Raw genomic sequence first — 20,406 nt, 5'->3', positions numbered from 1 at the left:
TATAATTCCGTTCTCTCAATATTTCCCGTGGTTATAAGGTGACGTCTTGTCGCGTCCGAAAAAGCGGACAGATATTATCATGACAATAACGTTGAATTTGCACCAAATTCCACTTTGGAAATATTAATTTTCAGGAATCATTAAAAGGTGCTACCAGGCACGTTCAGGCGCGCAGCAGCAGGGCCACGGCTTCGGCCGCGATGCCCTCTTCCCGGCCCAGGTAGCCCAGCTTTTCATTCGTCTTGGCCTTGATATTGACCTGGCCGACAGATACGCCCAGGTCTGCGGCCACGTTGGCGCACATGGCGTCGATGTGCGGCGCCATTTTCGGACGCTGGGCGATGATGGTGGCGTCGATGTTGCCGATGATATAACCGGTCGCCTGCACGCGGCGCACGGCTTCGCGCAGCAGGGTGCGCGAATCGGCGCCCTTGAATTGCGCATCCGTGTCGGGGAAATGGCGGCCGATGTCGCCCAGCGCGGCGGCGCCGAAGATGGCGTCCGTGATCGCGTGCAGCAGCACGTCCGCGTCGGAGTGGCCCAGCAAGCCCAGGTGATGGGGAATTTTCACGCCGCCGATGATCAGGTCGCGGTTTTCGACCAGCGCGTGGCAGTCATAGCCCTGGCCGATGCGGAAAGGCAGGTCGGGAGTCGTTGTATTCATGTCGTTCTCTTTCAATTGCGGGGCTTAGCCAGGTACAGCTCGGCCGTGTGGATGTCGCGCGGCAGGGTCACCTTCAGATTGCGCGGGTGGCCCTCGACCAGTTTCGGCGCCAATCCCAGCGCTTCGACGGCGCTGGCGTCGTCCGTGATCGCCAGCGGATCGGGCGCTGCGGATAATGCCCGGTGCAGCAGCGCATAGCGGAACATTTGCGGCGTCTGCGCCAGCCACAGGCCGTCGCGCGGCACCGTCTGCACCGACAGGCCGCCCGGCCCTGCCTTCTTGACTGTATCGACCACCGGCAAGGCCAGCAAGCCGCCGGCCGCATGTTCACCGACTTCGATAATCAGCTTTTCGATCAGCGCCGGTGTCAGGCCGGGGCGGGCCGCGTCGTGCACCAGCACCTGGTCATGGGCATCGATGCTGCCGCGCAAGGCTTGCAAGCCGTTCAGGATGGTTTCCATGCGCGTGGCGCCGCCGCAGCGCAGCACAGTGACGCCCTGCTCCGGCACCACCGTGTCGATGACGCCATCGTCGGCGCTGACGACGACATAGGTGTGCGCGATCAGCGGGCTGGCGAGAAAGGCGTCGAGCGCGTGGCGCAGCATGGGTTTGCCGGCGATGGCCAAATATTGCTTGGGACTGCCCGCCTCCATGCGCGCACCCACGCCGGCGGCGGGAATCAGGGCAAAATAACGGACGGTGTTCGATGCTGCGGTCATGCCACTCCTTGTCTAGTTGGTCGGCGCGGCCTTGCCGGCCAGGATGTTCTGGATCTCGCCCTTGCACGCCTTGCCCAGGCGCGCATACTCTTGCGGAGAATCAATGGCGGCCTGCAAGGTTTCCACCTTGCGCATTTCTGCCTTGATATACGGCAACCAGCCCGTGTCGATCTCGCGCGCCAGCGCCGCCTTGGCCGTGCCGCTGGGCGCATACAGGGGCCGCGCCTCGAAGCGCCGGGCCAGCGCGGCGCGCACGGTCTTTTCCACGCGCGGCAGGTGTTCCATATAAGTTTTCATGTGCCGCAGTTCATGCGCGAGTATCTCATCATACGCGCACGTGCCGGGGGCAAATTCGCGGCCGATATAGATCACCACGGGCGCATACGTGAGGGTCACGGAAATCTGCGGCGCCACGCATTCATAGCCGCTGGCCGGGTCTTGCAGCATGGGGCCGGCCAAGGCGATGGCCACGCGCGAATCCGTCTTCGTCAGGCCCAGCACCCAGGTGTTCGCGCGCGCCGTGCCCTTCATTACCGTCAGGGCCTTGTACGGCAGATGCGTGTCGATGGTATAGCCATGTTGCTGCGCCGTCAGCACCGACACCGTCTTGCTGATCGTATCTTCGCAGCGCACCTGGAACGGCGTGCGCGCCTGCGCCTGTGCGCCCAAGGTGACACAGGCCAGCAGCAGGAAAAGCGCCGTGCGCATGCGCAGGATCAAGCCGGCTGCCAGGCGCCGCTGGTAATCTTGTCGAGCCAGAAGATGCCGATGACGGTCTTCACGTCCGTGATCGTGCCATCCCTGACCCAGTCGAGCAGCTGCGGCACGGTGGCCGTGAACGTTTCGAGGAATTCACCCTCGTCGAGCTGGCGTTCGCCGGCCACGAGCCCGCGCGCCAAAAACAGTTCCAGGTGCTCGTCGGAATACGCGATGGCGTTATGGATGGTGGAGACGAATTGCCAGTCGCTGGCCGTGTAACCCGTCTCTTCCAGCAATTCGCGCTGGGCGCAGGCCAGGTGGGACTCGCCCGCATCGATCTTGCCCGCTGGGAATTCAATGAACACGCGCTCCAGCGGATAGCGGTACTGGCGCTCCATCAGCACCGTGCCGTCATCGAGCAGCGGCAGGATGACGACGGCGCCCGGATGCAGGACGAATTCGCGCGCCGTGATCTTGCCATCCGGCAGTGCAACACGGTCGCGCTGCACGCGCAGGAAGCCGCCCTGGTAGACGAGCTCGCCGTCCACCTTGGTTTCAGTCAAATTCATATCCATGCGTTCTGTATCCATACGTTGATTATGCTCAATAAAAAAAAACGGCGCCAGAGGCGCCGCTTTCGGAGGATGGTGCCTAACGGCGTTTACGCAGATAACGCGTCACAAAGCCTGGGAAAGCCAGCACCAGGAACAGGCATCCCGTGATGGCATAGAACTCCCACGTCTGCGGGAAAGCGTTGCCGATGCGCGCTTCGAGCGCAAACGCCACGGCGCCGACGATGAAGTACAGAATCACCATCTCCAGCAGGCGCAGCGCCAGCGGCTTGCGCCAGCCCTTGCCACCGTCTGCCTGTGCCGCCTGTTTCAGCGGCACGGCGGCAAACAGTTTCTCGTTCAGGAAAGGCAGGTTGGCGCCCACGATGCCCAGGGCGATCACCAGCCAGCTCGAGACGGTGACATCCATCGGTCAGGACGCCAGGGTCTTGGTGATGGCCGTCGCGCAGGCAGCCAGGATGCTGTTAGGCATCACACCGAGCGCCAGGACAAACACGCCGTTCAGGGCCAGCACGACGCGCATGTCGCCATGCACGACCAGTGCGTTGCTGTCGCTCGGCTCGTCGAACCACATCATCTTGACGACGCGCAGGTAGTAGAAGGCGCCGATCAGCGAGAACAGCACGGCGGCGATGGTCAGCCACAGCTGGCCCGTGGCCAATACCGATGCCAGCACCGAGTACTTGGCCATGAAGCCCATCAGCGGCGGCACGCCGGCCAGCGAGAACATGAACAGGGTCATCACCAGCGCGAAGATCGGGCTGCGTTTGCCCAGGCCCTTGAAGTCGGCCAGTTCGTCTGCTTCGAAACCATTACGTGCCAGCAACATGATCACGCCAAAGGTACCCAAGGTGGTGAACACGTAGGTGATGACGTAGTACATCGAGGCGCCGTAGGCGGTGGCTGCGCCGGCCGCGTTCAGCGTGTTGTTCGGCGCGTCGACGGTACCGGACAGCAAGCCCAGCAGGACGAAGCCCATTTGCGCGATGGTCGAGTACGCCAGCATGCGCTTCAAATTCGTTTGCGCGATGGCGGTGAAGTTACCGATGGCCAGCGACATCACGGCCAGTACCAGCAGCATTTGCTGCCAGTCATGCGCCATCGGCAGCAAGCCTTCGGCCAGCAAGCGCAGGGTGATGGCGAAGGCGGCCAGTTTCGGCGCCGCGCCCAGCAGCAGGGTCACGGCCGTCGGCGAACCTTGATACACGTCAGGTACCCACATGTGGAATGGCACGACGCCCAGTTTGAAGGCCAGGCCGGCGACCAGGAACACCAGGCCGAAGACCATGATGGTGCCGTTGGTCTTGCCGTTTTCCAGCGCCACGCGCAATTCGCCCAGGTCCAGGGTGCCGGAAGCGCCGTACAGCATCGAGATACCGTACAACATGAAACCGGAAGCCAGTGCGCCCAGGATGAAGTATTTCATGGCCGCTTCCGTGGCCTTGGCATTGTCACGGCGCAGAGCGATCAGTGCGTACAGCGACAGCGACATCAGTTCCAGACCCAGGTAGATGATCAGGAAGTTGTTGGCCGAGATCATGATCATCTGGCCCAGCAGTGCAAACAGGGCCAGCACGTAGAACTCGCCGCCCAGGTTACCCGACAGCATGCTGCGGTCGGTGGCATAGGCACGCGAGTAGATCAGGGTCAGCGCCACGGCGCCGTACGAGAACAGTTTCAGCAACTGCGACATCGGGTCCGACACGAACATATTGTGGAACGTGTAGACGGTGGTGCCCGCATTGAAGTCGCCCACGGTCAGCAAGGCGCAGCCGGCCAGGGTCAGCAAGGCCAGCACGTAAGTGATCGAACGCTTCGCCGCAGGCAAGAACATATCGATCAGCAAGAGCGCCGACGTGGCGATCAGCAGAAAGATTTCCGCGTACAGCGGTACCAGATTAGGTGCATTAGTCATGTTATCGGTCTTCTATTTAAGGCAACTTGCTGGTGGCGACATGCTGCAGCAGGTCGGCAACCGAAGTTTGCATCGTGTCGGTGAACGGGGCTGGGTACAGACCCATCACGAGCACGGCGATGGCCAGCACGGCAAGCATGAAGAATTCACGTTTGTTGATGTCGGTCAATTCGGCCACGTGCTTGTTCTTGATCTTGCCGAACACCACGCGCTTGGCCATCCACAGCGAGTACGCCGCGCCCCAGATCAGTGCCGTTGCAGCCAGCAGACCGATCCAGAAGTTGTATTTCACCGCGCCCAGGATCACCATGAACTCGCCGACGAAGCCGGACGTCGCTGGCAGACCGCAGTTGGCCATCGAGAACAGCACGAAGAAGGCGGCAAATTTCGGCATGCGGTTCACGACGCCGCCGTAGTCGGCGATGTTGCGGGTATGCATGCGGTCATACAGTACGCCGATGCACAGGAACATCGCGCCGGAGATGAAGCCGTGCGAGACCATCTGCACGATACCGCCCTGCACCGAGATGTCGTTGAACATGAAGAAGCCCAGGGTGACGAAACCCATGTGCGCGATCGACGAATAGGCGACCAGTTTTTTCATGTCGGTTTGCACCAGGGCAACCAGACCGATGTAGATGACGGCGATCAGCGACAAGGCGATCATGAAGCCCGACAGGTAGTGGCTGGCGTCCGGCGTGATCGGCAGCGAAAAACGCAGGAAGCCGTAGGCGCCCAGTTTCAGCATGATGGCGGCCAGCACGGCGGAACCGCCCGTCGGCGCTTCCACGTGGACGTCCGGCAGCCACGTGTGGACCGGGAACATCGGCACCTTGACGGCAAACGCCATCAGGAAGGCCAGGAAGATGAAGATCTGCTCGTTCATCGTCAGCTTGAACGCGTGCCAGGCCAGGATGTCGAAGGTGCCCGACACATTGCGCAGGTAGATGATGGCAACGAGAGTCAGCAGCGAACCGAAGAAGGTGTACAGGAAGAACTTGAACGACGCGTACACGCGGTTCGAACCGCCCCAGATACCGATGATGATGAACATCGGGATCAGGGTTGCTTCAAAGAAGAAGTAGAACAGCAAGCCGTCCAGCGCGCAGAACACGCCGATCATCAGGCCCGACAGGATCAAAAACGAGCCCATGTACTGGGCGATGCGCTTCTCGATCACTTGCCATGCGGAAATGACAACGATGACCGTGATGAAGGCCGTCAGCGGCACGAACCACAGGGACAGGCCGTCAATACCCAGCGAGTACCAGATATTGAAGGTTTCAATCCACGGTGCTTTTTCGACGAATTGCATGCCGTGGGCGGCGTTGTCGAAATGCTGGATCAGCGGCAAGGTGCACAGCATGCTGAGCACGGCGCCGGCCAGCGACAGCCAGCGGGTAAAGCCCGCTTTGCTGTCACGGCCGAGAGCCAGGACCAGGACGCCGCAAATGATCGGCACCCAGATCGACAGACTCAGGTAAGGAGGTAGTGTAGAAATCGTAGACTGCATCATGGTTCTCAGTATTCTTTTATCAGGTCAGCTTACTTAGCGGGCCAGAATGGCAGGAAATAGATCAGGAAGCCCAGCACGCCCAGGATCATCACGAATGCATAGTGATAGATGTAGCCGGTCTGCAACACTCGCGACAGCGAGGACAGCCAGGCGACGACCTTGGCGCTACCGTTGACCAGCAGGCCATCGATCAGCTTCTTGTCACCGAAGTTCCACAGGCCATTACCCAGCAAGCGGGCACCGCCGGCGAACACGACTTCATTGAACTTGTCCATGTAGTACTTGTTGTCCAGCAGGGTGTGGATCGCGTGGAACTTGGCAAAGAACCAGGCCGGTACACGCGGGTTGACCATGTAGCAGTAGTAGGCTGCCACCACGCCGGACAATGCCAGCCAGAACGGTGCCGTCGACAGGCCGTGGATCGCCATCGCCATTGCGCCGTGGAATTCATGCGACAACTCTTCCATCGCTGGATGGTTTTCGCCGACAAAGATCACGCCCTTGAAGAAATCGCCATGCAGCATCGGGCCGATCGTCAGGTAACCGATGATCAAGGAAGGGATCGCCAGCATCACCAGCGGGAACCACACGACGAACGGCGATTCATGCGGCTTCTGGCCAGGCTCCAGGCCGTGGTGGCCGTGGTCGTCTTCTTCATCGTGCGCGTCCGAATCATGCTTGGCCGCGTGATGGTCGTCATGGCCGTGGGCATGCGCCTGGCCGAAACGTTCCTTGCCGTGGAAGACGAGGAAATACATGCGGAACGAGTAGAAGGCGGTGACGAACACGCCAGCGAGCACGGCGAACTGGGCAAAGCCAGCGCCCCAGATGTGCGTCGCTTCGACGGCTTCGATGATGCTGTCTTTCGAGTAGAAACCGGAGAACAGCGGCGTGCCGATCAGGGCCAGCGAACCGATCAGGGATGTGATCCAGGTGATCGGCATGTACTTGCGCAGGCCGCCCATGTTGCGGATGTCCTGGTCATGGTGCATGCCGATGATGACGGAACCGGCGCCCAGGAACAGCAGTGCCTTGAAGAATGCGTGCGTCATCAGGTGGAACACGGCCACGGAGTATGCGGACGAACCCAGTGCGACGGTCATGTAGCCCAGCTGCGACAGTGTCGAATAAGCAACAACGCGCTTGATGTCGTTCTGGATGATGCCCAGGAAGCCCATGAACAGCGCCGTGATGGAGCCGATCACCAGGATGAAGGACAGTGCCGTGTCGGACAGTTCGAACAGCGGCGACATGCGCGAGACCATGAAGATACCGGCCGTCACCATCGTCGCGGCGTGGATCAGTGCCGAGATCGGGGTAGGACCTTCCATCGAGTCAGGCAGCCACACGTGCAGCGGGAACTGCGCCGACTTGCCCATCGCGCCGATGAACAGGCAGATGCAGGCCACGGTCAGCAGGGCCCAGTCGGTGCCCGGCATCGTCAGCAGCGCCAGTTCGTCTTTCTTGGCGAACACTTCCTGGTAGTTCATGGTGCCGGCGTAGGCCAGCAGCAGGCCGATGCCCAGGATGAAGCCGAAGTCGCCCACGCGGTTGACGAGGAAAGCCTTCATGTTGGCCACGATGGCCGTCGGACGCTGGTACCAGAAACCGATCAGCAGGTAAGAGACCAGGCCCACGGCTTCCCAGCCGAAGAACAGCTGCAGGAAGTTGTTGGCCATGACCAGCATCAACATCGAGAACGTGAACAGCGAGATGTAGGCGAAGAAGCGGTTGTAGCCTTCGTCGTCCTTCATGTAGCCGATCGTGTAGATATGCACCATCAGCGAGACGAAGGTGACCACGCACATCATCATCGCCGACAGCGAATCGATCTGGAAGCCCACTTCCATCTTCAGGGTGCCGATCGTCATCCAGTTATAGATCGTGCCATTGAATGTCGCGCCATCCATCACTGCCAGCAATGTCTGCACGGACAGGATGAACGCAATCAGTACGCCCAGGATCGTCGCGGTATGCGACGTCTTGCGTCCGACCAAATTACCCAGGAACTGGGTGCCAAGCAAGCCTGCAATCGCGGCACCGGCCAGCGGCGCCAGCGGTACGGCAAGAAGGAGGTTAGGGTTGAGGAGTTGCCCCGCCATGATGAACCTTAATCGTTATTATTCGAGAGATCGAGTCTGAAAAACATCAGCCTTTGAGGCTGTCCAGGTCTTCGACGTTGATGGTATCCAGATTACGGAACATCACCACCAGAATAGCCAGACCGATAGCCGACTCAGCGGCGGCAACCGTCAGGATGAAGAAAACGAAGATCTGACCGGCCGCGTCGCCCATGAAATGGGAGAACGCGATGAAATTCATATTCACCGCCAGCAGCATCAATTCGATTGCCATCAGCAATACGATGATGTTCTTGCGGTTCAGGAAAATACCGACGATCGAGATTGCGAACAGGATCGCGCCCAGGACCAGAAAATGTGTGAGCGATAATGTCATGGTGCCTCCTTAACTTCCGGCTCAGCCGCAGGACGCTCGACGACCGCGTCCATCTTGATGATCTTCAGGCGGTCGTTGCGCTTGACGCGTACCGCATCGCCTGGAGCAAAATGCTTGGTGTCCTTGCGTTTGCGCAGGGTCAGTGCGACCGCGGCAACGATGGCCACCAGCAGCACGACGGCGGCGATTTCAAAGGCGAACACATATTTGGTGTAGATCAGCAGGCCCAGTTCCTTGGTGCCGCCCAGGTTGACGTTCACCGGAGCGATGCTAGGCGCGAAGTTGCGGAAACCGTGCCACAGGACGGCCGCCATTTCCAGCACGATGATCACGCCCACCGTCACCGACAATGGCAGATAGCCCCAGAAGCCTTCGCGCATGCGGTCGATATTGATATCGAGCATCATGACGACGAAGAGGAACAGCACCATCACGGCGCCGACATACACCAATACCAGCACGATGGCCAGGAATTCAGCTTGCAGCAGCATCCAGATGCCCGCTGCGGAAAAGAAGGACAGTACCAGGAACAGTACTGCGTGGACCGGATTACGGGCCGTGATGACGCGTGTCGCCGCTATGATCAGAATCAGCGCGAAGGCGTAAAACAAAATTGTTTTAAAGTCCATAAAAAACCCAATAGACGTACAGATGAACGAGGGGCGCGCCGCAGCTTCTCAGCTGCGGCGCATCCATCAGCGATAAGGTGCGTCGGCGGCGCGCGCAGCGGCGATGTCATTTTCATAACGATCACCCACGGCCAGCAACATCTCTTTCGTGTAATACAAATCCCCGCGTTTCTCGCCGTGGTATTCCAGGATTTGCGTCTCGACGATCGAATCGACCGGGCAGGACTCTTCGCAGAAACCGCAGAAGATGCACTTGGTCAAGTCGATATCGTAACGCGTGGTACGGCGCGAACCGTCGTCACGCTGTTCCGATTCGATCGTGATGGCCATCGCCGGGCAAACCGCTTCGCACAGTTTGCAGGCGATGCAACGTTCCTCGCCGTTCGGGTAGCGGCGCAGCGCGTGCAAGCCACGGAAACGCGGCGAGATCGGTGTCTTCTCTTCCGGGAATTGCACCGTGATCTTGCGCGAAAACATGTACTTGCCTGTCAGCGCCATGCCCTTGATCAGCTCGCCTAACAAGAGGCTGCTGAAGAAATCTTTTACCTTATCCATTCGTATGCACTCTCTTACTTCCAAATATTCCAGGATGTCTGCATCCAGGCAGCGACGAAGACCAGGTAGACCAGCGTCAACGGGATAAACACTTTCCAGCCGAGGCGCATGATCTGGTCATAACGGTAGCGTGGGAAAGTACCGCGCACCCAGATGAACACCGACACGATGAAGAAGGTCTTGGCGAACAGCCAGAAGAAGCCGCCGAAACCACCCCAGAACTCAAGGAAAGCAAATGGTGCGGACCAGCCACCGAGGAACATGATCGAAGCCAGGGCGCCGATCAGGATCATGTTGGCGTATTCGGCCAGCATGAACATGGCGTAGGCCATGCCCGAGTACTCGACCATATGGCCGGCAACGATTTCCGACTCGCCTTCGACGACGTCGAACGGGTGACGGTTGGCTTCAGCCAGGCCCGACACCAGGTAGATGACGAACATCGGCAGCAGCGGCAGCCAGTTCCACGACAGGAAATTGACGCCCTTGTCGGCGAAGTAGCCGATCTGCTGGCCGCCGACGATGTCGATGAAGTTCAGGCTGCCCGAGACCATCAGCACGATGACCATCACGAAGCCCATCGGGATTTCATACGAAATCATCTGTGCCGAAGCGCGCATGGCGCCCATGAACGAGTACTTCGAGTTCGAAGCCCAGCCGGCGATGATGATGCCGTAGACTTCCATCGAGGTAATCGCCAGCAGCATCAGCAAGCCCGCGTTGACGTTGGCCAGCACGGCTTGCGGGCCGAATGGCACGACCGACCAGGCGGCCAGGGCCGGCATGATGGTCATGATCGGGCCGATCACGAACAGGCCCTTGGCGGCCTTGGACGGGATGATGATCTCTTTGAACAAGAGTTTCAGCGCATCGGCGATCGGCTGCAGCAAGCCCAAGGGGCCCACGCGGTTCGGGCCCACGCGGATCTGGATCCAGCCGATCAGTTTGCGTTCCCACAAGGTCAGGTAGGCAACCAGACCCATCAGCGGCAACAGCACGCACAGGATCTTGATCAGGGTCCAGAAGAACGGCCATGTGCCGCCCAGCAAATCCTGGCCGCTGCTGTTGATGACGTTTACAAATTCAGGCAGAGCCATCAGATTTTCCCCTCTGCTGTTTCAACTGTGATGTCACCGAACATGCCGCCCAGGCTGGCCGTCGAGGCATGCGCCGCCGACACTTTGACCACATTGGCTGGCAGGCCGGCATGGAGTGCCGCCACCAGGATGGCGCTGCCGGAGCCTTGCGCCACTTTGACCTTGTCGCCCGCCTTGATGCCCAGCTGTTCCGCCAATACTGGCGACAGATGGGCTTGCGGCGCGGCGCCGTCGACCGTGCGCAGCAAAGGCTCGGAGCGGCGCACGAGCGCGTCGGCGAAGTAGATCGGCACGTCGGCGATGCGTTGCAGCGCTGGCGAAGCCGGTGCGTAGCTTGCCGCTTCCGGTGCGTTCTTGGCGATATTGTTCAGCTGTGCCGACAGGTCGGTCACGCCGGCGCCGAATGCTTCGTCGCGGATCGCTTCGGAGGTGTCGTAGTCGAAACCGGCCAGGCCCAGGATGTTGCCCAGGACGCGCAGCACTTTCCAGGCTGGACGGGTTTCCGCCAGCGGTTTCACGGTGCCGTTGAAGCTTTGCGCGCGGCCTTCGCAATTGACGAAAGTACCTGAAGTTTCAGCAAATGGCGAAATCGGCAGCAAGACATCGGCGTAATCCATGCCGTGCTTGAAGGCGGACATCGCCACGACCATCTCGGCGCCATCCAGGGCGGCGCGGGCCGCCTGTGGATTGGCGGCATCGAGTTCCGGCTCGGCGTGCAGCAGCACGTAGGCTTTCTTCGGAGCAGCAAAGGCAGCTTGCACGTTGGCGCGCGGCTTGGCGACCAGGTGCGCGCCTACCGTATTGGCCGCTTCCGTCAGATAACCGAGCTTGGCGCCCGTCTGTTCGGCGATCCATTGCGCTGCAGCATGCAATTGCGACGCTTGCGGGTGTTGCGTTGCCGCGTTACCCAGCAGCACGGCGCCGTGGTCGCCAGCCATCAGGCTGGCGGCAATCGCCACGGCCACGTCCGAAGCGGTGACCGCTTCAAAACCGGCTGGCGCGGCGATTTCTTTCGCTTTAGCAACAGCGACGACCACTTCCGACAAGGCCGCCAGCCAATCGCTTGGCGCGACGATCATCTTGTTGGCGATGGTGATCAGCTGATCATCGTCGGAGGCGTGCAGGATCGACAGCTTGGCGCCGCCCTTGACGGACGCGCGCAAACGCGTGGCCAGCAAGGGGTGATCCTTGCGCAGGAACGAACCGATGACGAAGGCGCGCTTGATCTGGCCAAATTCGTTGATCGGCATGCCCAGCCATGGTTTCACGCTGGCGTCCAGCGCGAAGTCGGTCTGGCGCAGGCGGAAGTCGACGTGCTCGGAACCGAGGCCGTGGGCGACTTTTTGCAGCAGGACCAGCTCTTCGACGGTCGAATGCGGGGTGGCCAGCGCGGCGATGGCGTCAGCGCCATGCTCGTGCTTGATATTTTTCAAACCGTGCGCCACGTATTCCAGCGCGGTCTGCCAATCGACTTCTTTCCACTCGTTGCCTTGTTTCAGCATCGGGGATGTCAGGCGCTCGGCGCTGTCCAGCGCTTCGTACGAGAAACGGTCCTTGTCCGAGATCCAGCACTCGTTGACGGCTTCGTTTTCCAGCGGCAGTACGCGCTTGACCTTGCCAGCTTTCACTTGCACGATCAGGTTCGAACCGAGGCCGTCATGCGGGCTGACCGATTTGCGGCGCGACAGTTCCCACGTACGGGCGCTGTAGCGGAACGGCTTCGAGGTCAGTGCGCCGACCGGGCACAGGTCGATCATGTTGCCCGACAGTTCGGAGTCGACCGTCTGGCCGACAAACGACACGATTTCCGAGTGCTCGCCGCGGCCGATCATGCCCAGCTCCATCACGCCGGCCACTTCCTGGCCAAAGCGTACGCAGCGGGTGCACTGGATGCAGCGCGACATCTCTTGCATGGAGACCAGCGGACCGGCTTCCTTCGGCGTGACGACGCGCTTGTCTTCCTTGTAGCGCGATTCGCTCTTGCCGTAACCGACGGCCAAGTCTTGCAACTGGCATTCGCCGCCCTGATCGCAGATAGGGCAATCGAGCGGGTGGTTAATCAGCAAGAATTCCATGACCGACTTTTGCGCCTGCACAGCTTTATCGCTGGCGGAGCGCACGATCATGCCGGCACTGACCGGGGTCGCACAAGCGGGCAAAGGCTTGGGCGCCTTTTCCACTTCGACCAGGCACATGCGGCAGTTCGCTGCGATCGACAATTTCTTGTGATAGCAGAAGTGCGGAATGTAGGTTCCCAATTTGTTGGCGGCGTCCATCACCATGCTACCAGCAGGGACTTCGACTTTTTTGCCGTCTATTTCGATTTCAACCATGGTGATCGTTACCTGACGCAGCTTAGATATATGCGGGCACTAAGCAATGCTTGTGCTCGATATGATATTCAAATTCTTCACGGAAATTCTTAATGAAGGCCCGTACCGGCATGGCAGCCGCATCGCCCAGCGCGCAAATGGTGCGGCCCTGGATGTTGTCGGCGATCGAGTTGAGCATATCCAGGTCGTCTGGACGACCCTGCCCCTGCTCGATGCGGTGCACCATGCGGTACATCCAGCCTGTGCCTTCACGGCAAGGCGTACACTGGCCGCACGATTCTTCAAAGTAGAAGTAGGACAGGCGTTCCAGCGCCTTTACCATGCAGCGTGTTTCGTCCATCACGATGACGGCGCCCGAACCGAGCATCGAACCGGCTTTCGCGATCGAGTCGTAGTCCAGGTCGGTCTGCATCATGATGTCGCCGCGGATCACCGGAGCGGACGAACCGCCAGGGATCACGGCCTTGATCTTTTTGCCACCGCGCATGCCGCCTGCCAATTCCAGCAGCTTGGCGAACGGGGTGCCGAGCGGCACTTCGTAGTTGCCCGGTTTTTCCACGTCGCCCGAGATCGAGAAGATCTTCGAACCGCCGTTGTTCGGCTTGCCCATGGCCAGATATTTCTCTGGGCCAATATTCAGCACGAAAGGCACGGCCGCGAAGGTTTCCGTGTTGTTGATCGTCGTCGGCTTGCCGTACAGGCCAAACGAGGCCGGGAAAGGCGGCTTGAAGCGCGGCTGGCCTTTCTTGCCTTCCAGCGATTCGAGCAGGGCCGTTTCTTCGCCGCAGATGTAGGCGCCATAACCATGGTGCGCATGCAACTGGAACGAGAACTCGCTGCCCATGATCTTGTCGCCCAGGAAACCGGCGGCGCGCGCCTCTTCCAGCGCTTCTTCGAAACGCAGGTATTCCTGGAAGATTTCGCCGTGGATATAGTTATAACCAACGGTGATGCCCATCGCATAAGCGCCAATGGCCATGCCTTCGATCAGGGCATGGGGATTGTAACGAATGATGTCGCGGTCCTTGAAAGTGCCCGGTTCGCCTTCATCTGTATTGCAGACGAGGTATTTCTGGCCCGGGAACTGGCGCGGCATGAAGCTCCACTTCAAGCCCGTAGGGAAACCCGCGCCGCCACGGCCGCGCAAGGACGAGGCCTTGAGGTCGGCGATGATCTGTTCCGGCGTGATTTTCTCTTCCAGGATACGCCGCAGGGCCGAATAGCCGCCGCGGTTCACATAATCTTGCAAATGCCAGTTCTTGCCATCCAGATCCTTCAGGATCAATGGATCGATATGGCGGTTGTGGAGTGACGTCATTTCTTGAGTTCCTCCAGCATGGCGTCGATCTTTTCGTTCGACATCCAGCTGCACATGGTTTTATTGCTGACCAGCAAGACGGGCGCATCGCCGCAAGCACCCATGCACTCGCCTTCAACCAGGGTGAACTGGCCGTCAGGGGTGGTTTCGCGGAAATCGATGCCCAGCTTCTGCTTCAGGTACTCTGCTGCGCGCACGCCGCCCGACAGGGCGCATGGCAGGTTGGTGCACACGGTGATCTTGTGCTTGCCCACGGGTTTCACGTTGTACATATTGTAGAACGTGGCCACTTCCTGCACGGCAATGGCCGGCATGCCGATGTAATCGGCCAGTTCCTTCATGGTTTCCGGCGCCAGCCAGCCCAGTTCATCCTGGGCATGGGCCAGCGCGGCCATGACGGCGGATTGACGCTGGTCGGCCGGGTACTTGGCCAGCTCGCGGTCAATTTTCTTATAGCATTGCTCTGATAACAACATACTTTTTGCCTCTTAGCGGTCAATACTGCCGAACACGATATCTTGCGTCCCGATGATGGTCACGGCGTCGGCAAGCATGTGCCCACGCGCCATCTCGTCGAGCGACTGCAAGTGGGCGTAGTCTGGCGCGCGCAGTTTCATGCGGTACGGCTTGTTGGCGCCATCGGACACCAGGTACACGCCGAACTCGCCCTTCGGATGCTCCACGGCGCTGTAGGCCTCGCCCGGCGGCACGTGGAAACCTTCGGTAAACAGCTTGAAGTGGTGAATCAAGGATTCCATGTTGGTCTTCATGTCGACACGGCCCGGAGGCGCCACCTTGCGGTTGCTGGTCATGACAGGACCTTCATTGTTGCGCAGCCACTCCACGCATTGCTTGATGATGCGGTTCGACTGGCGCAGCTCTTCCACGCGGACCAGGTAGCGGTCGTAGCAATCGCCGTTGGTGCCGATAGGAATGTCGAAATCCATCAGGTCGTACACTTCGTACGGCTGTTTCTTGCGCAAGTCCCACTGCACGCCCGAGCCGCGCAGCATGGCGCCCGTAAAGCCCATGGCCAGCGCATCTTCCGGCGAGACCACGCCGATGCCGACGGTACGCTGTTTCCAGATACGGTTGTCGGTCAGCAATGTTTCGTACTCGTCCACCGAGTTCGGGAAGCGGCGCGCGAAGTCCTCGATGAAGTCCAGCAGGGAACCCTGGCGGTTTTCATTCAGCTTGGAAATCGCCTTGGCGTTGCGGATGATCGACGCCTTGTGCTGCGGCATCGCGTCCGGCAGGTCGCGGTACACGCCGCCCGGGCGGTAGTAGGCCGCGTGCATGCGCGCGCCCGACACTGCCTCGTAGGCGTCGAACAAGTCTTCGCGGTCGCGGAAGCAATACAGGAACGGGCCCATGGCGCCGACGTCCAGCGCGTGGGTGCCGAGCCACATCAGGTGGTTCAGGATGCGCGTCATCTCGTCGAACATGACGCGGATGTATTGCGCGCGCAGCGGCACTTCCAGGCCCAGCATCTTTTCGATGGCCATCACGTACGCGTGTTCATTGCACATCATCGACACATAGTCGAGACGGTCCATGTACGGCACGGATTGCAGGTAGGTCTTCTGTTCGGCCAGCTTTTCGGTGGCGCGGTGCAGCAGGCCGATATGCGGGTCGGCACGCTGGATGACTTCGCCATCCATCTCCAGCACCAGGCGCAGCACACCGTGCGCGGCCGGATGCTGCGGCCCAAAGTTCAGGGTGTAGTTCTTAATCTCAGCCATTATTTCATCCCGTAATGTTCTTCGCGGATCACGCGCGGCACGTTTTCCCGCGGCTCGATCGTCACGGGCTGGTAAATCACGCGCTTTTGTTCCGGATCGTAGCGCATCTCGACATAGCCGGAGACGGGGAAATCCTTGCGGAACGGATGGCCGATGAAACCGTAGTCGGTCAGCAGGCGGCGCAAGTCGTTGTGGCCTTCGAAGAGGATGCCCAGCAGGTCGAATGCTTCGCGCTCGTACCAGTTGACGGCGCGCCAGATGCCGACCACGGAGGGCAGCAGCGGCATGTCGTCGTCCGGTGCGAACACGCGCACGCGCACGCGCCAGTTGTGCTTGACCGACAGCAAATGCGAAACGGCCGCGTAACGCAGGCCATCCCAGCCGCCATCGCCGTAGGTCGAGTAGTCGACGCCGCACAGATCGATCAATTGCTCGAAATGCAGGGTCGGGTCGTCGCGCAGGGTCTGCATCACGGCCAGGTAGTCCGCGGCCTTGACCTGCAAGGTGACTTCGCCCAGCGCAACGGTCGTGCTAACGCGATCGCCCAGGGCAGTGCCGAGGGCGTTTTGCAAAACTTCTAAATGTGTTGTCATAATCTGAAGCGGCCCGGTTAGCGTGCGATCGTGCTGGTACGCTTGATCTTGTTCTGCAACTGCATGATGCCGTACAGCAAGGCTTCAGCGGTCGGAGGACAGCCAGGCACATACACGTCGACGGGCACGATGCGGTCGCAACCGCGCACCACGGAGTAGGAATAATGGTAGTACCCGCCGCCATTGGCGCAGGAACCCATCGAGATGACCCAGCGTGGCTCTGCCATCTGGTCGTAGACCTTGCGCAGGGCCGGCGCCATCTTGTTGCACAGGGTGCCGGCAACGATCATGACGTCGGACTGACGCGGCGACGGACGGAACACGACGCCGAAACGGTCCATATCGTAGCGGGCTGCGCCCACATGCATCATTTCGACCGCACAGCAGGCCAGACCGAACGTCATCGGGAACATAGACCCGGTGCGCGCCCAGTTGATCAGCTTGTCGGCCGAGGTGGTGATGAAACCTTCGCTTAATACGCCTTCAATAGCCATGGCTTATTCCCAGTCAAGGGCACCTTTCTTCCAAATGTACCAAAATCCGACCACGAATTCAGCGATGAACACCATCATCGTGACGAAACCGGCCCAGCCCAGGTCGCGCATTGCAACGCCCCATGGGAAAAAGAATGCCGTTTCCAGATCGAACAAAATAAACAGGATTGCGACCAGATAGTAGCGCACATCGAATTTCATGCGCGCGTCTTCGAATGCTTCAAAGCCACATTCGTACGGGGAGAGTTTTGCTGCGTCAGGCTTGTTAGGGCCTAACAGGCGCCCCAGGAGCTGGGGAGCGATACCGACACCGAGGCCGATAATAATGAACAGCAGGACGGGGAAGTAATTTTCGAGGTTCACGATTGATAAGCTTATATTGAACGATCGGTTAAATGAGGACGCTGCGATCATTTGCAGCGTATCTAACGCACGACCCCAATCAAAGCTAAGACCAGGATCGAACGACACATCCTCGTAAAAAAAGCCAGCAACTTTGTACGAGCCATGGCTCGTGCGCCGTTGCTGGCTTCTGATTTCTGGTGCCGACGACGAGACTCGAACTCGTACAGCTTTCGCCACTACCCCCTCAAGATAGCGTGTCTACCAATTTCACCACGTCGGCGGTAAGGCCCGTATTCTACTCTGCTTTGGCGCTAAAGTTAATGCACAAATGCATCAAAACACAGATAAAAACGATAAATTTTTACAGCTTGCAGTGCGTCACGGTTTTTTCCTGCCGCACTGCTGAAACATTGAGCAATAATCTGCTCGTAATGAGAATTACTCTCGATGAGGCATCGAGTTACTACTCAGTAAATATTAAATTACTTCGGAATCGCGCCGGCCGGGGTGCTGGCAACCGGTGCCGCAGCGGCCGGAGCGCTGGCTGCCGGCGCTGCCGGTGCCGGCACCGTCGTCGGGATCGCGCCCGCGCCGGTGACCGGCACTGGCTTGACGACTTTATCCATCACGCCGCCGCCCACCGTGGTGGCGCGCTGATTGGCCATCAGCGACAGGGCCAGCGTGGCGCCGAAGAAGATCGCGGCGGCCACGCCCGTCGATTTCGACATGAAGTTCGACGAACCCGTCGCACCGAACAGGCTGCCCGAGGCGCCCGAACCAAACGCGGCGCCCATGTCGGCGCCCTTGCCGTGCTGCAGCAACACCAGCGCGATAATCGACAATGCCGAAATAACCTGTACTACCACTACCAGATTGAACATCATGTTCATTGCAATTCCATTCTTAGTTTAAAGTAATTCAATCGGCTGCGTGAATAATCGCCAGGAAATCCGCCGCCTTCAATGCCGCTCCACCGATCAGACCGCCATCGATATCCGGCATCGCCATCAATTCTTTTGCGTTCTCCGGCTTCATGCTGCCGCCGTACAGGATCTGCACGCCGGCGGCCGCTACCGCATTCTTTGCCGCCAGCTGGGCGCGCAATACCTGATGCACGTCCTGCGCCATTTGCGGCGTGGCCGTCTTGCCCGTGCCGATGGCCCAGACCGGCTCATAGGCCAGCACCAGTTTCGCCACGTCGTCGGCGGAAACCGCCGCCAGCACGGCGCCCAGCTGCTGCGCCACGACCGCGTCGGTCTGGCCCGCTTCGCGCTGCGCCAGCGTTTCGCCGATGCACACGATAGGCGTGATGCCTGCCGCCAGCGCGGCAACCGTCTTGGCCGCCACCTGCGCATCGGTCTCGCCGTGGTAGGCGCGGCGTTCGGAATGCCCGATCACCACGTAGCTGCAGCCGAAATCCTGCAGCATGGCGGTCGAGATTTCGCCCGTGTACGCACCGCTGGCGTGCGCGGACACATCCTGCGCGCCCCAGCCAAGGGCCGAGCCTGCCAATTGCGCCTGGCACTGCGCCAGATACGGCGCGGGCACACAGACGGCGCTGGCAGCGCCAGAGGCGGTCAGGCCAGCAACTATTTCAGACAATAACACCGCGTTCGAGGTGCGACTGCCGTTCATTTTCCAATTTCCGACGACGAGTTTGCGACGCATAGTAGCCTAAATTCTTAATAACCCGTCATTCTAACTCCGGCACCGATGCCGGTCAAACAGGCAGTGCGCCGTTTCAGGCAACTTGCAACATGATCTTGCCCACGTGCGTGCTCGCTTCCATCAGGGCATGGGCCTCGTTGGCCTTTTCCAGGGGGAAAGTTTGATAGATCACGGGCTTGATCTTGCCTGCCTCGATCAGCGGCCAGACGGTCGTGCGCAGATGGTGCGCGATGGCCGCCTTGAAGGCCACGGAACGGGGGCGCAAGGTGGAACCGGTTACCGTCAGGCGGCGGCGCAGCAAGGCGCCCAGGTCCAGTTCCGCCCTGGTGCCGCCCTGCACGGCGATCAGGCCGATGCGGCCATCGTCGGCCAGGCAGGCAATCTCGCGCGGCAGGTAGTCGCCGCCCACCATGTCGAGGATGACGTCGACACCCTTGCCATCGGTCAACTCCTTGACGACGGCCACGAAATCTTCCGTGCGGTAATTGATACCGCGTTCGGCGCCCAGCGCCTCGCAGGCGCGCGCCTTCTCGTCGCTGCCCGCCGTGGCGAACACGCGGTGACCGAGCGCGGCCGCCAGTTGAATCGCCGCCACGCCGATGCCGGACGTGCCGCCCTGCACCAGCAAGGTTTCACCATCGGCCAGCGCGCAGCGGTCGAAGACATTGCTCCAGACGGTAAAGAAGTTCTCGGGCAGCGACGCGCCTTCCAGCGCCGTCAAGCCTTTCGGCAGGGGCAGGCACTGGCCGCTTGGGGCGGCACAGTATTCGGCATAGCCGCCGCCCTGCACCAGCGCGCAGACCAGGTCGCCCTTCCTGAACGCCGTGCCGGTGAAATCACCATCGACGACTTCGCCCGCCACTTCCAGGCCCGGCAGGTCCGACGCGCCGGCCGGCGGCGCGTATTTGCCCAGGCGCTGCAGCACGTCGGGGCGGTTGATGCCGGCCGCGTGCACCTTGATCAGCAGTTCGCCCGCCTTGAAGGCGGGAACGGGACGCTCGGCGATCTGCAAAACGTCGGCGGGACCTGGCTGGCTGATGGCAACTGCACGCATGGCGGGACTCTTTCAAGGGAAAACGGCGATTGTACG

General features: G+C 60.2%; 22 protein-coding genes and 1 tRNA gene. All 23 read right to left on the bottom strand.

Annotated features, from left to right (window positions below):
• Window positions 1-163: 163 nt before the first annotated feature.
• Complete coding sequence (gene ispF / locus BXA07_RS08105) at window positions 164-664, bottom strand: 2-C-methyl-D-erythritol 2,4-cyclodiphosphate synthase (RefSeq protein ID WP_076567096.1); 501 nt, start codon at window positions 662-664, stop codon at window positions 164-166.
• A gap of 11 nt (window positions 665-675) precedes the next feature.
• Window positions 676-1,383: a 2-C-methyl-D-erythritol 4-phosphate cytidylyltransferase gene (gene ispD, locus BXA07_RS08100; protein ID WP_076567095.1), complete on the bottom strand. Its 708-nt coding sequence runs from the start codon at window positions 1,381-1,383 to the stop codon at window positions 676-678.
• Between the two features lie 12 nt (window positions 1,384-1,395).
• The gene (locus BXA07_RS08095) at window positions 1,396-2,091 is read right to left on the bottom strand and encodes a hypothetical protein (protein ID WP_076567180.1); all 696 of its coding nucleotides are present in this window, start codon (window positions 2,089-2,091) and stop codon (window positions 1,396-1,398) included.
• Between the two features lie 8 nt (window positions 2,092-2,099).
• Window positions 2,100-2,657: an NUDIX domain-containing protein gene (locus tag BXA07_RS08090; RefSeq protein WP_076567093.1), complete on the bottom strand. Its 558-nt coding sequence runs from the start codon at window positions 2,655-2,657 to the stop codon at window positions 2,100-2,102.
• A 76-nt stretch (window positions 2,658-2,733) separates the two neighbouring features.
• Window positions 2,734-3,063, bottom strand: a complete 330-nt coding sequence (locus BXA07_RS08085; protein ID WP_076567091.1) for a DUF2818 family protein — start codon at window positions 3,061-3,063, stop codon at window positions 2,734-2,736.
• A 3-nt stretch (window positions 3,064-3,066) separates the two neighbouring features.
• On the bottom strand, window positions 3,067-4,569 hold the full coding sequence (gene nuoN, locus BXA07_RS08080; protein ID WP_076567089.1) for an NADH-quinone oxidoreductase subunit NuoN: 1,503 nt from the start codon (window positions 4,567-4,569) through the stop codon (window positions 3,067-3,069).
• 16 nt (window positions 4,570-4,585) lie between these two features.
• On the bottom strand, window positions 4,586-6,085 hold the full coding sequence (locus BXA07_RS08075; protein WP_076567087.1) for an NADH-quinone oxidoreductase subunit M: 1,500 nt from the start codon (window positions 6,083-6,085) through the stop codon (window positions 4,586-4,588).
• 29 nt (window positions 6,086-6,114) lie between these two features.
• Window positions 6,115-8,187 (bottom strand): NADH-quinone oxidoreductase subunit L, encoded by a 2,073-nt coding sequence (gene nuoL, locus BXA07_RS08070; RefSeq protein ID WP_076567086.1) that lies wholly within the window; start codon window positions 8,185-8,187, stop codon window positions 6,115-6,117.
• 46 nt (window positions 8,188-8,233) lie between these two features.
• Entirely contained in the window at window positions 8,234-8,542 is a 309-nt protein-coding gene (gene nuoK / locus BXA07_RS08065; protein ID WP_010399724.1) for an NADH-quinone oxidoreductase subunit NuoK, read from the bottom strand.
• A complete protein-coding gene (locus BXA07_RS08060) occupies window positions 8,539-9,171 on the bottom strand; it encodes an NADH-quinone oxidoreductase subunit J (protein ID WP_076567084.1) in 633 nt (210 codons plus the stop codon). Before BXA07_RS08060 ends, nuoK begins: the two co-directional genes overlap by 4 nt.
• A gap of 66 nt (window positions 9,172-9,237) precedes the next feature.
• Window positions 9,238-9,726 (bottom strand): NADH-quinone oxidoreductase subunit NuoI, encoded by a 489-nt coding sequence (gene nuoI, locus BXA07_RS08055; protein ID WP_010399726.1) that lies wholly within the window; start codon window positions 9,724-9,726, stop codon window positions 9,238-9,240.
• Window positions 9,727-9,740: 14 nt separating this feature from the next.
• Window positions 9,741-10,823: an NADH-quinone oxidoreductase subunit NuoH gene (gene nuoH / locus BXA07_RS08050; protein WP_076567083.1), complete on the bottom strand. Its 1,083-nt coding sequence runs from the start codon at window positions 10,821-10,823 to the stop codon at window positions 9,741-9,743.
• Entirely contained in the window at window positions 10,823-13,156 is a 2,334-nt protein-coding gene (nuoG, locus tag BXA07_RS08045; protein WP_076567081.1) for an NADH-quinone oxidoreductase subunit NuoG, read from the bottom strand. The genes nuoH and nuoG overlap by 1 nt, the downstream gene beginning before the upstream one ends.
• A 22-nt stretch (window positions 13,157-13,178) precedes the next feature.
• Complete coding sequence (gene nuoF / locus BXA07_RS08040) at window positions 13,179-14,474, bottom strand: NADH-quinone oxidoreductase subunit NuoF (RefSeq protein ID WP_076567080.1); 1,296 nt, start codon at window positions 14,472-14,474, stop codon at window positions 13,179-13,181.
• Entirely contained in the window at window positions 14,471-14,950 is a 480-nt protein-coding gene (nuoE, locus tag BXA07_RS08035) for an NADH-quinone oxidoreductase subunit NuoE (RefSeq protein WP_076567078.1), read from the bottom strand. Before nuoE ends, nuoF begins: the two co-directional genes overlap by 4 nt.
• Window positions 14,951-14,962: 12 nt before the next feature.
• Window positions 14,963-16,216: an NADH-quinone oxidoreductase subunit D gene (locus BXA07_RS08030; RefSeq protein ID WP_010399731.1), complete on the bottom strand. Its 1,254-nt coding sequence runs from the start codon at window positions 16,214-16,216 to the stop codon at window positions 14,963-14,965.
• Window positions 16,216-16,809, bottom strand: a complete 594-nt coding sequence (locus BXA07_RS08025; protein ID WP_076567076.1) for an NADH-quinone oxidoreductase subunit C — start codon at window positions 16,807-16,809, stop codon at window positions 16,216-16,218. The genes BXA07_RS08030 and BXA07_RS08025 overlap by 1 nt, the downstream gene beginning before the upstream one ends.
• A gap of 17 nt (window positions 16,810-16,826) precedes the next feature.
• Window positions 16,827-17,303 (bottom strand): NuoB/complex I 20 kDa subunit family protein, encoded by a 477-nt coding sequence (locus tag BXA07_RS08020; protein WP_010399733.1) that lies wholly within the window; start codon window positions 17,301-17,303, stop codon window positions 16,827-16,829.
• A 3-nt stretch (window positions 17,304-17,306) separates the two neighbouring features.
• Entirely contained in the window at window positions 17,307-17,666 is a 360-nt protein-coding gene (locus BXA07_RS08015; RefSeq protein WP_010399734.1) for an NADH-quinone oxidoreductase subunit A, read from the bottom strand.
• A 177-nt stretch (window positions 17,667-17,843) separates the two neighbouring features.
• A tRNA-Leu gene (locus BXA07_RS08010) sits at window positions 17,844-17,928 on the bottom strand.
• A 202-nt stretch (window positions 17,929-18,130) separates the two neighbouring features.
• Window positions 18,131-18,538, bottom strand: coding sequence for a preprotein translocase subunit SecG (gene secG / locus BXA07_RS08005; RefSeq protein WP_076567075.1), 408 nt, complete (start codon window positions 18,536-18,538; stop codon window positions 18,131-18,133).
• A gap of 28 nt (window positions 18,539-18,566) precedes the next feature.
• Window positions 18,567-19,316 carry a triose-phosphate isomerase gene (gene tpiA / locus BXA07_RS08000; RefSeq protein WP_076567073.1) on the bottom strand — a complete coding sequence of 250 codons (750 nt, stop codon included), beginning with the start codon at window positions 19,314-19,316 and terminating at the stop codon, window positions 18,567-18,569.
• A gap of 73 nt (window positions 19,317-19,389) precedes the next feature.
• The gene (locus BXA07_RS07995; RefSeq protein WP_076567071.1) at window positions 19,390-20,370 is read right to left on the bottom strand and encodes an NAD(P)H-quinone oxidoreductase; all 981 of its coding nucleotides are present in this window, start codon (window positions 20,368-20,370) and stop codon (window positions 19,390-19,392) included.
• Window positions 20,371-20,406 lie beyond the last annotated feature (36 nt).

The sequence above is a fragment of the Janthinobacterium sp. TND4EL3 genome, from assembly GCF_900156175.1.
In the GTDB taxonomy this organism is placed as follows: domain Bacteria; phylum Pseudomonadota; class Gammaproteobacteria; order Burkholderiales; family Burkholderiaceae_D; genus Janthinobacterium.
Note: the sequence above shows the minus strand (reverse complement) of the source record. Positions and strands in the feature narration are given on the sequence as shown.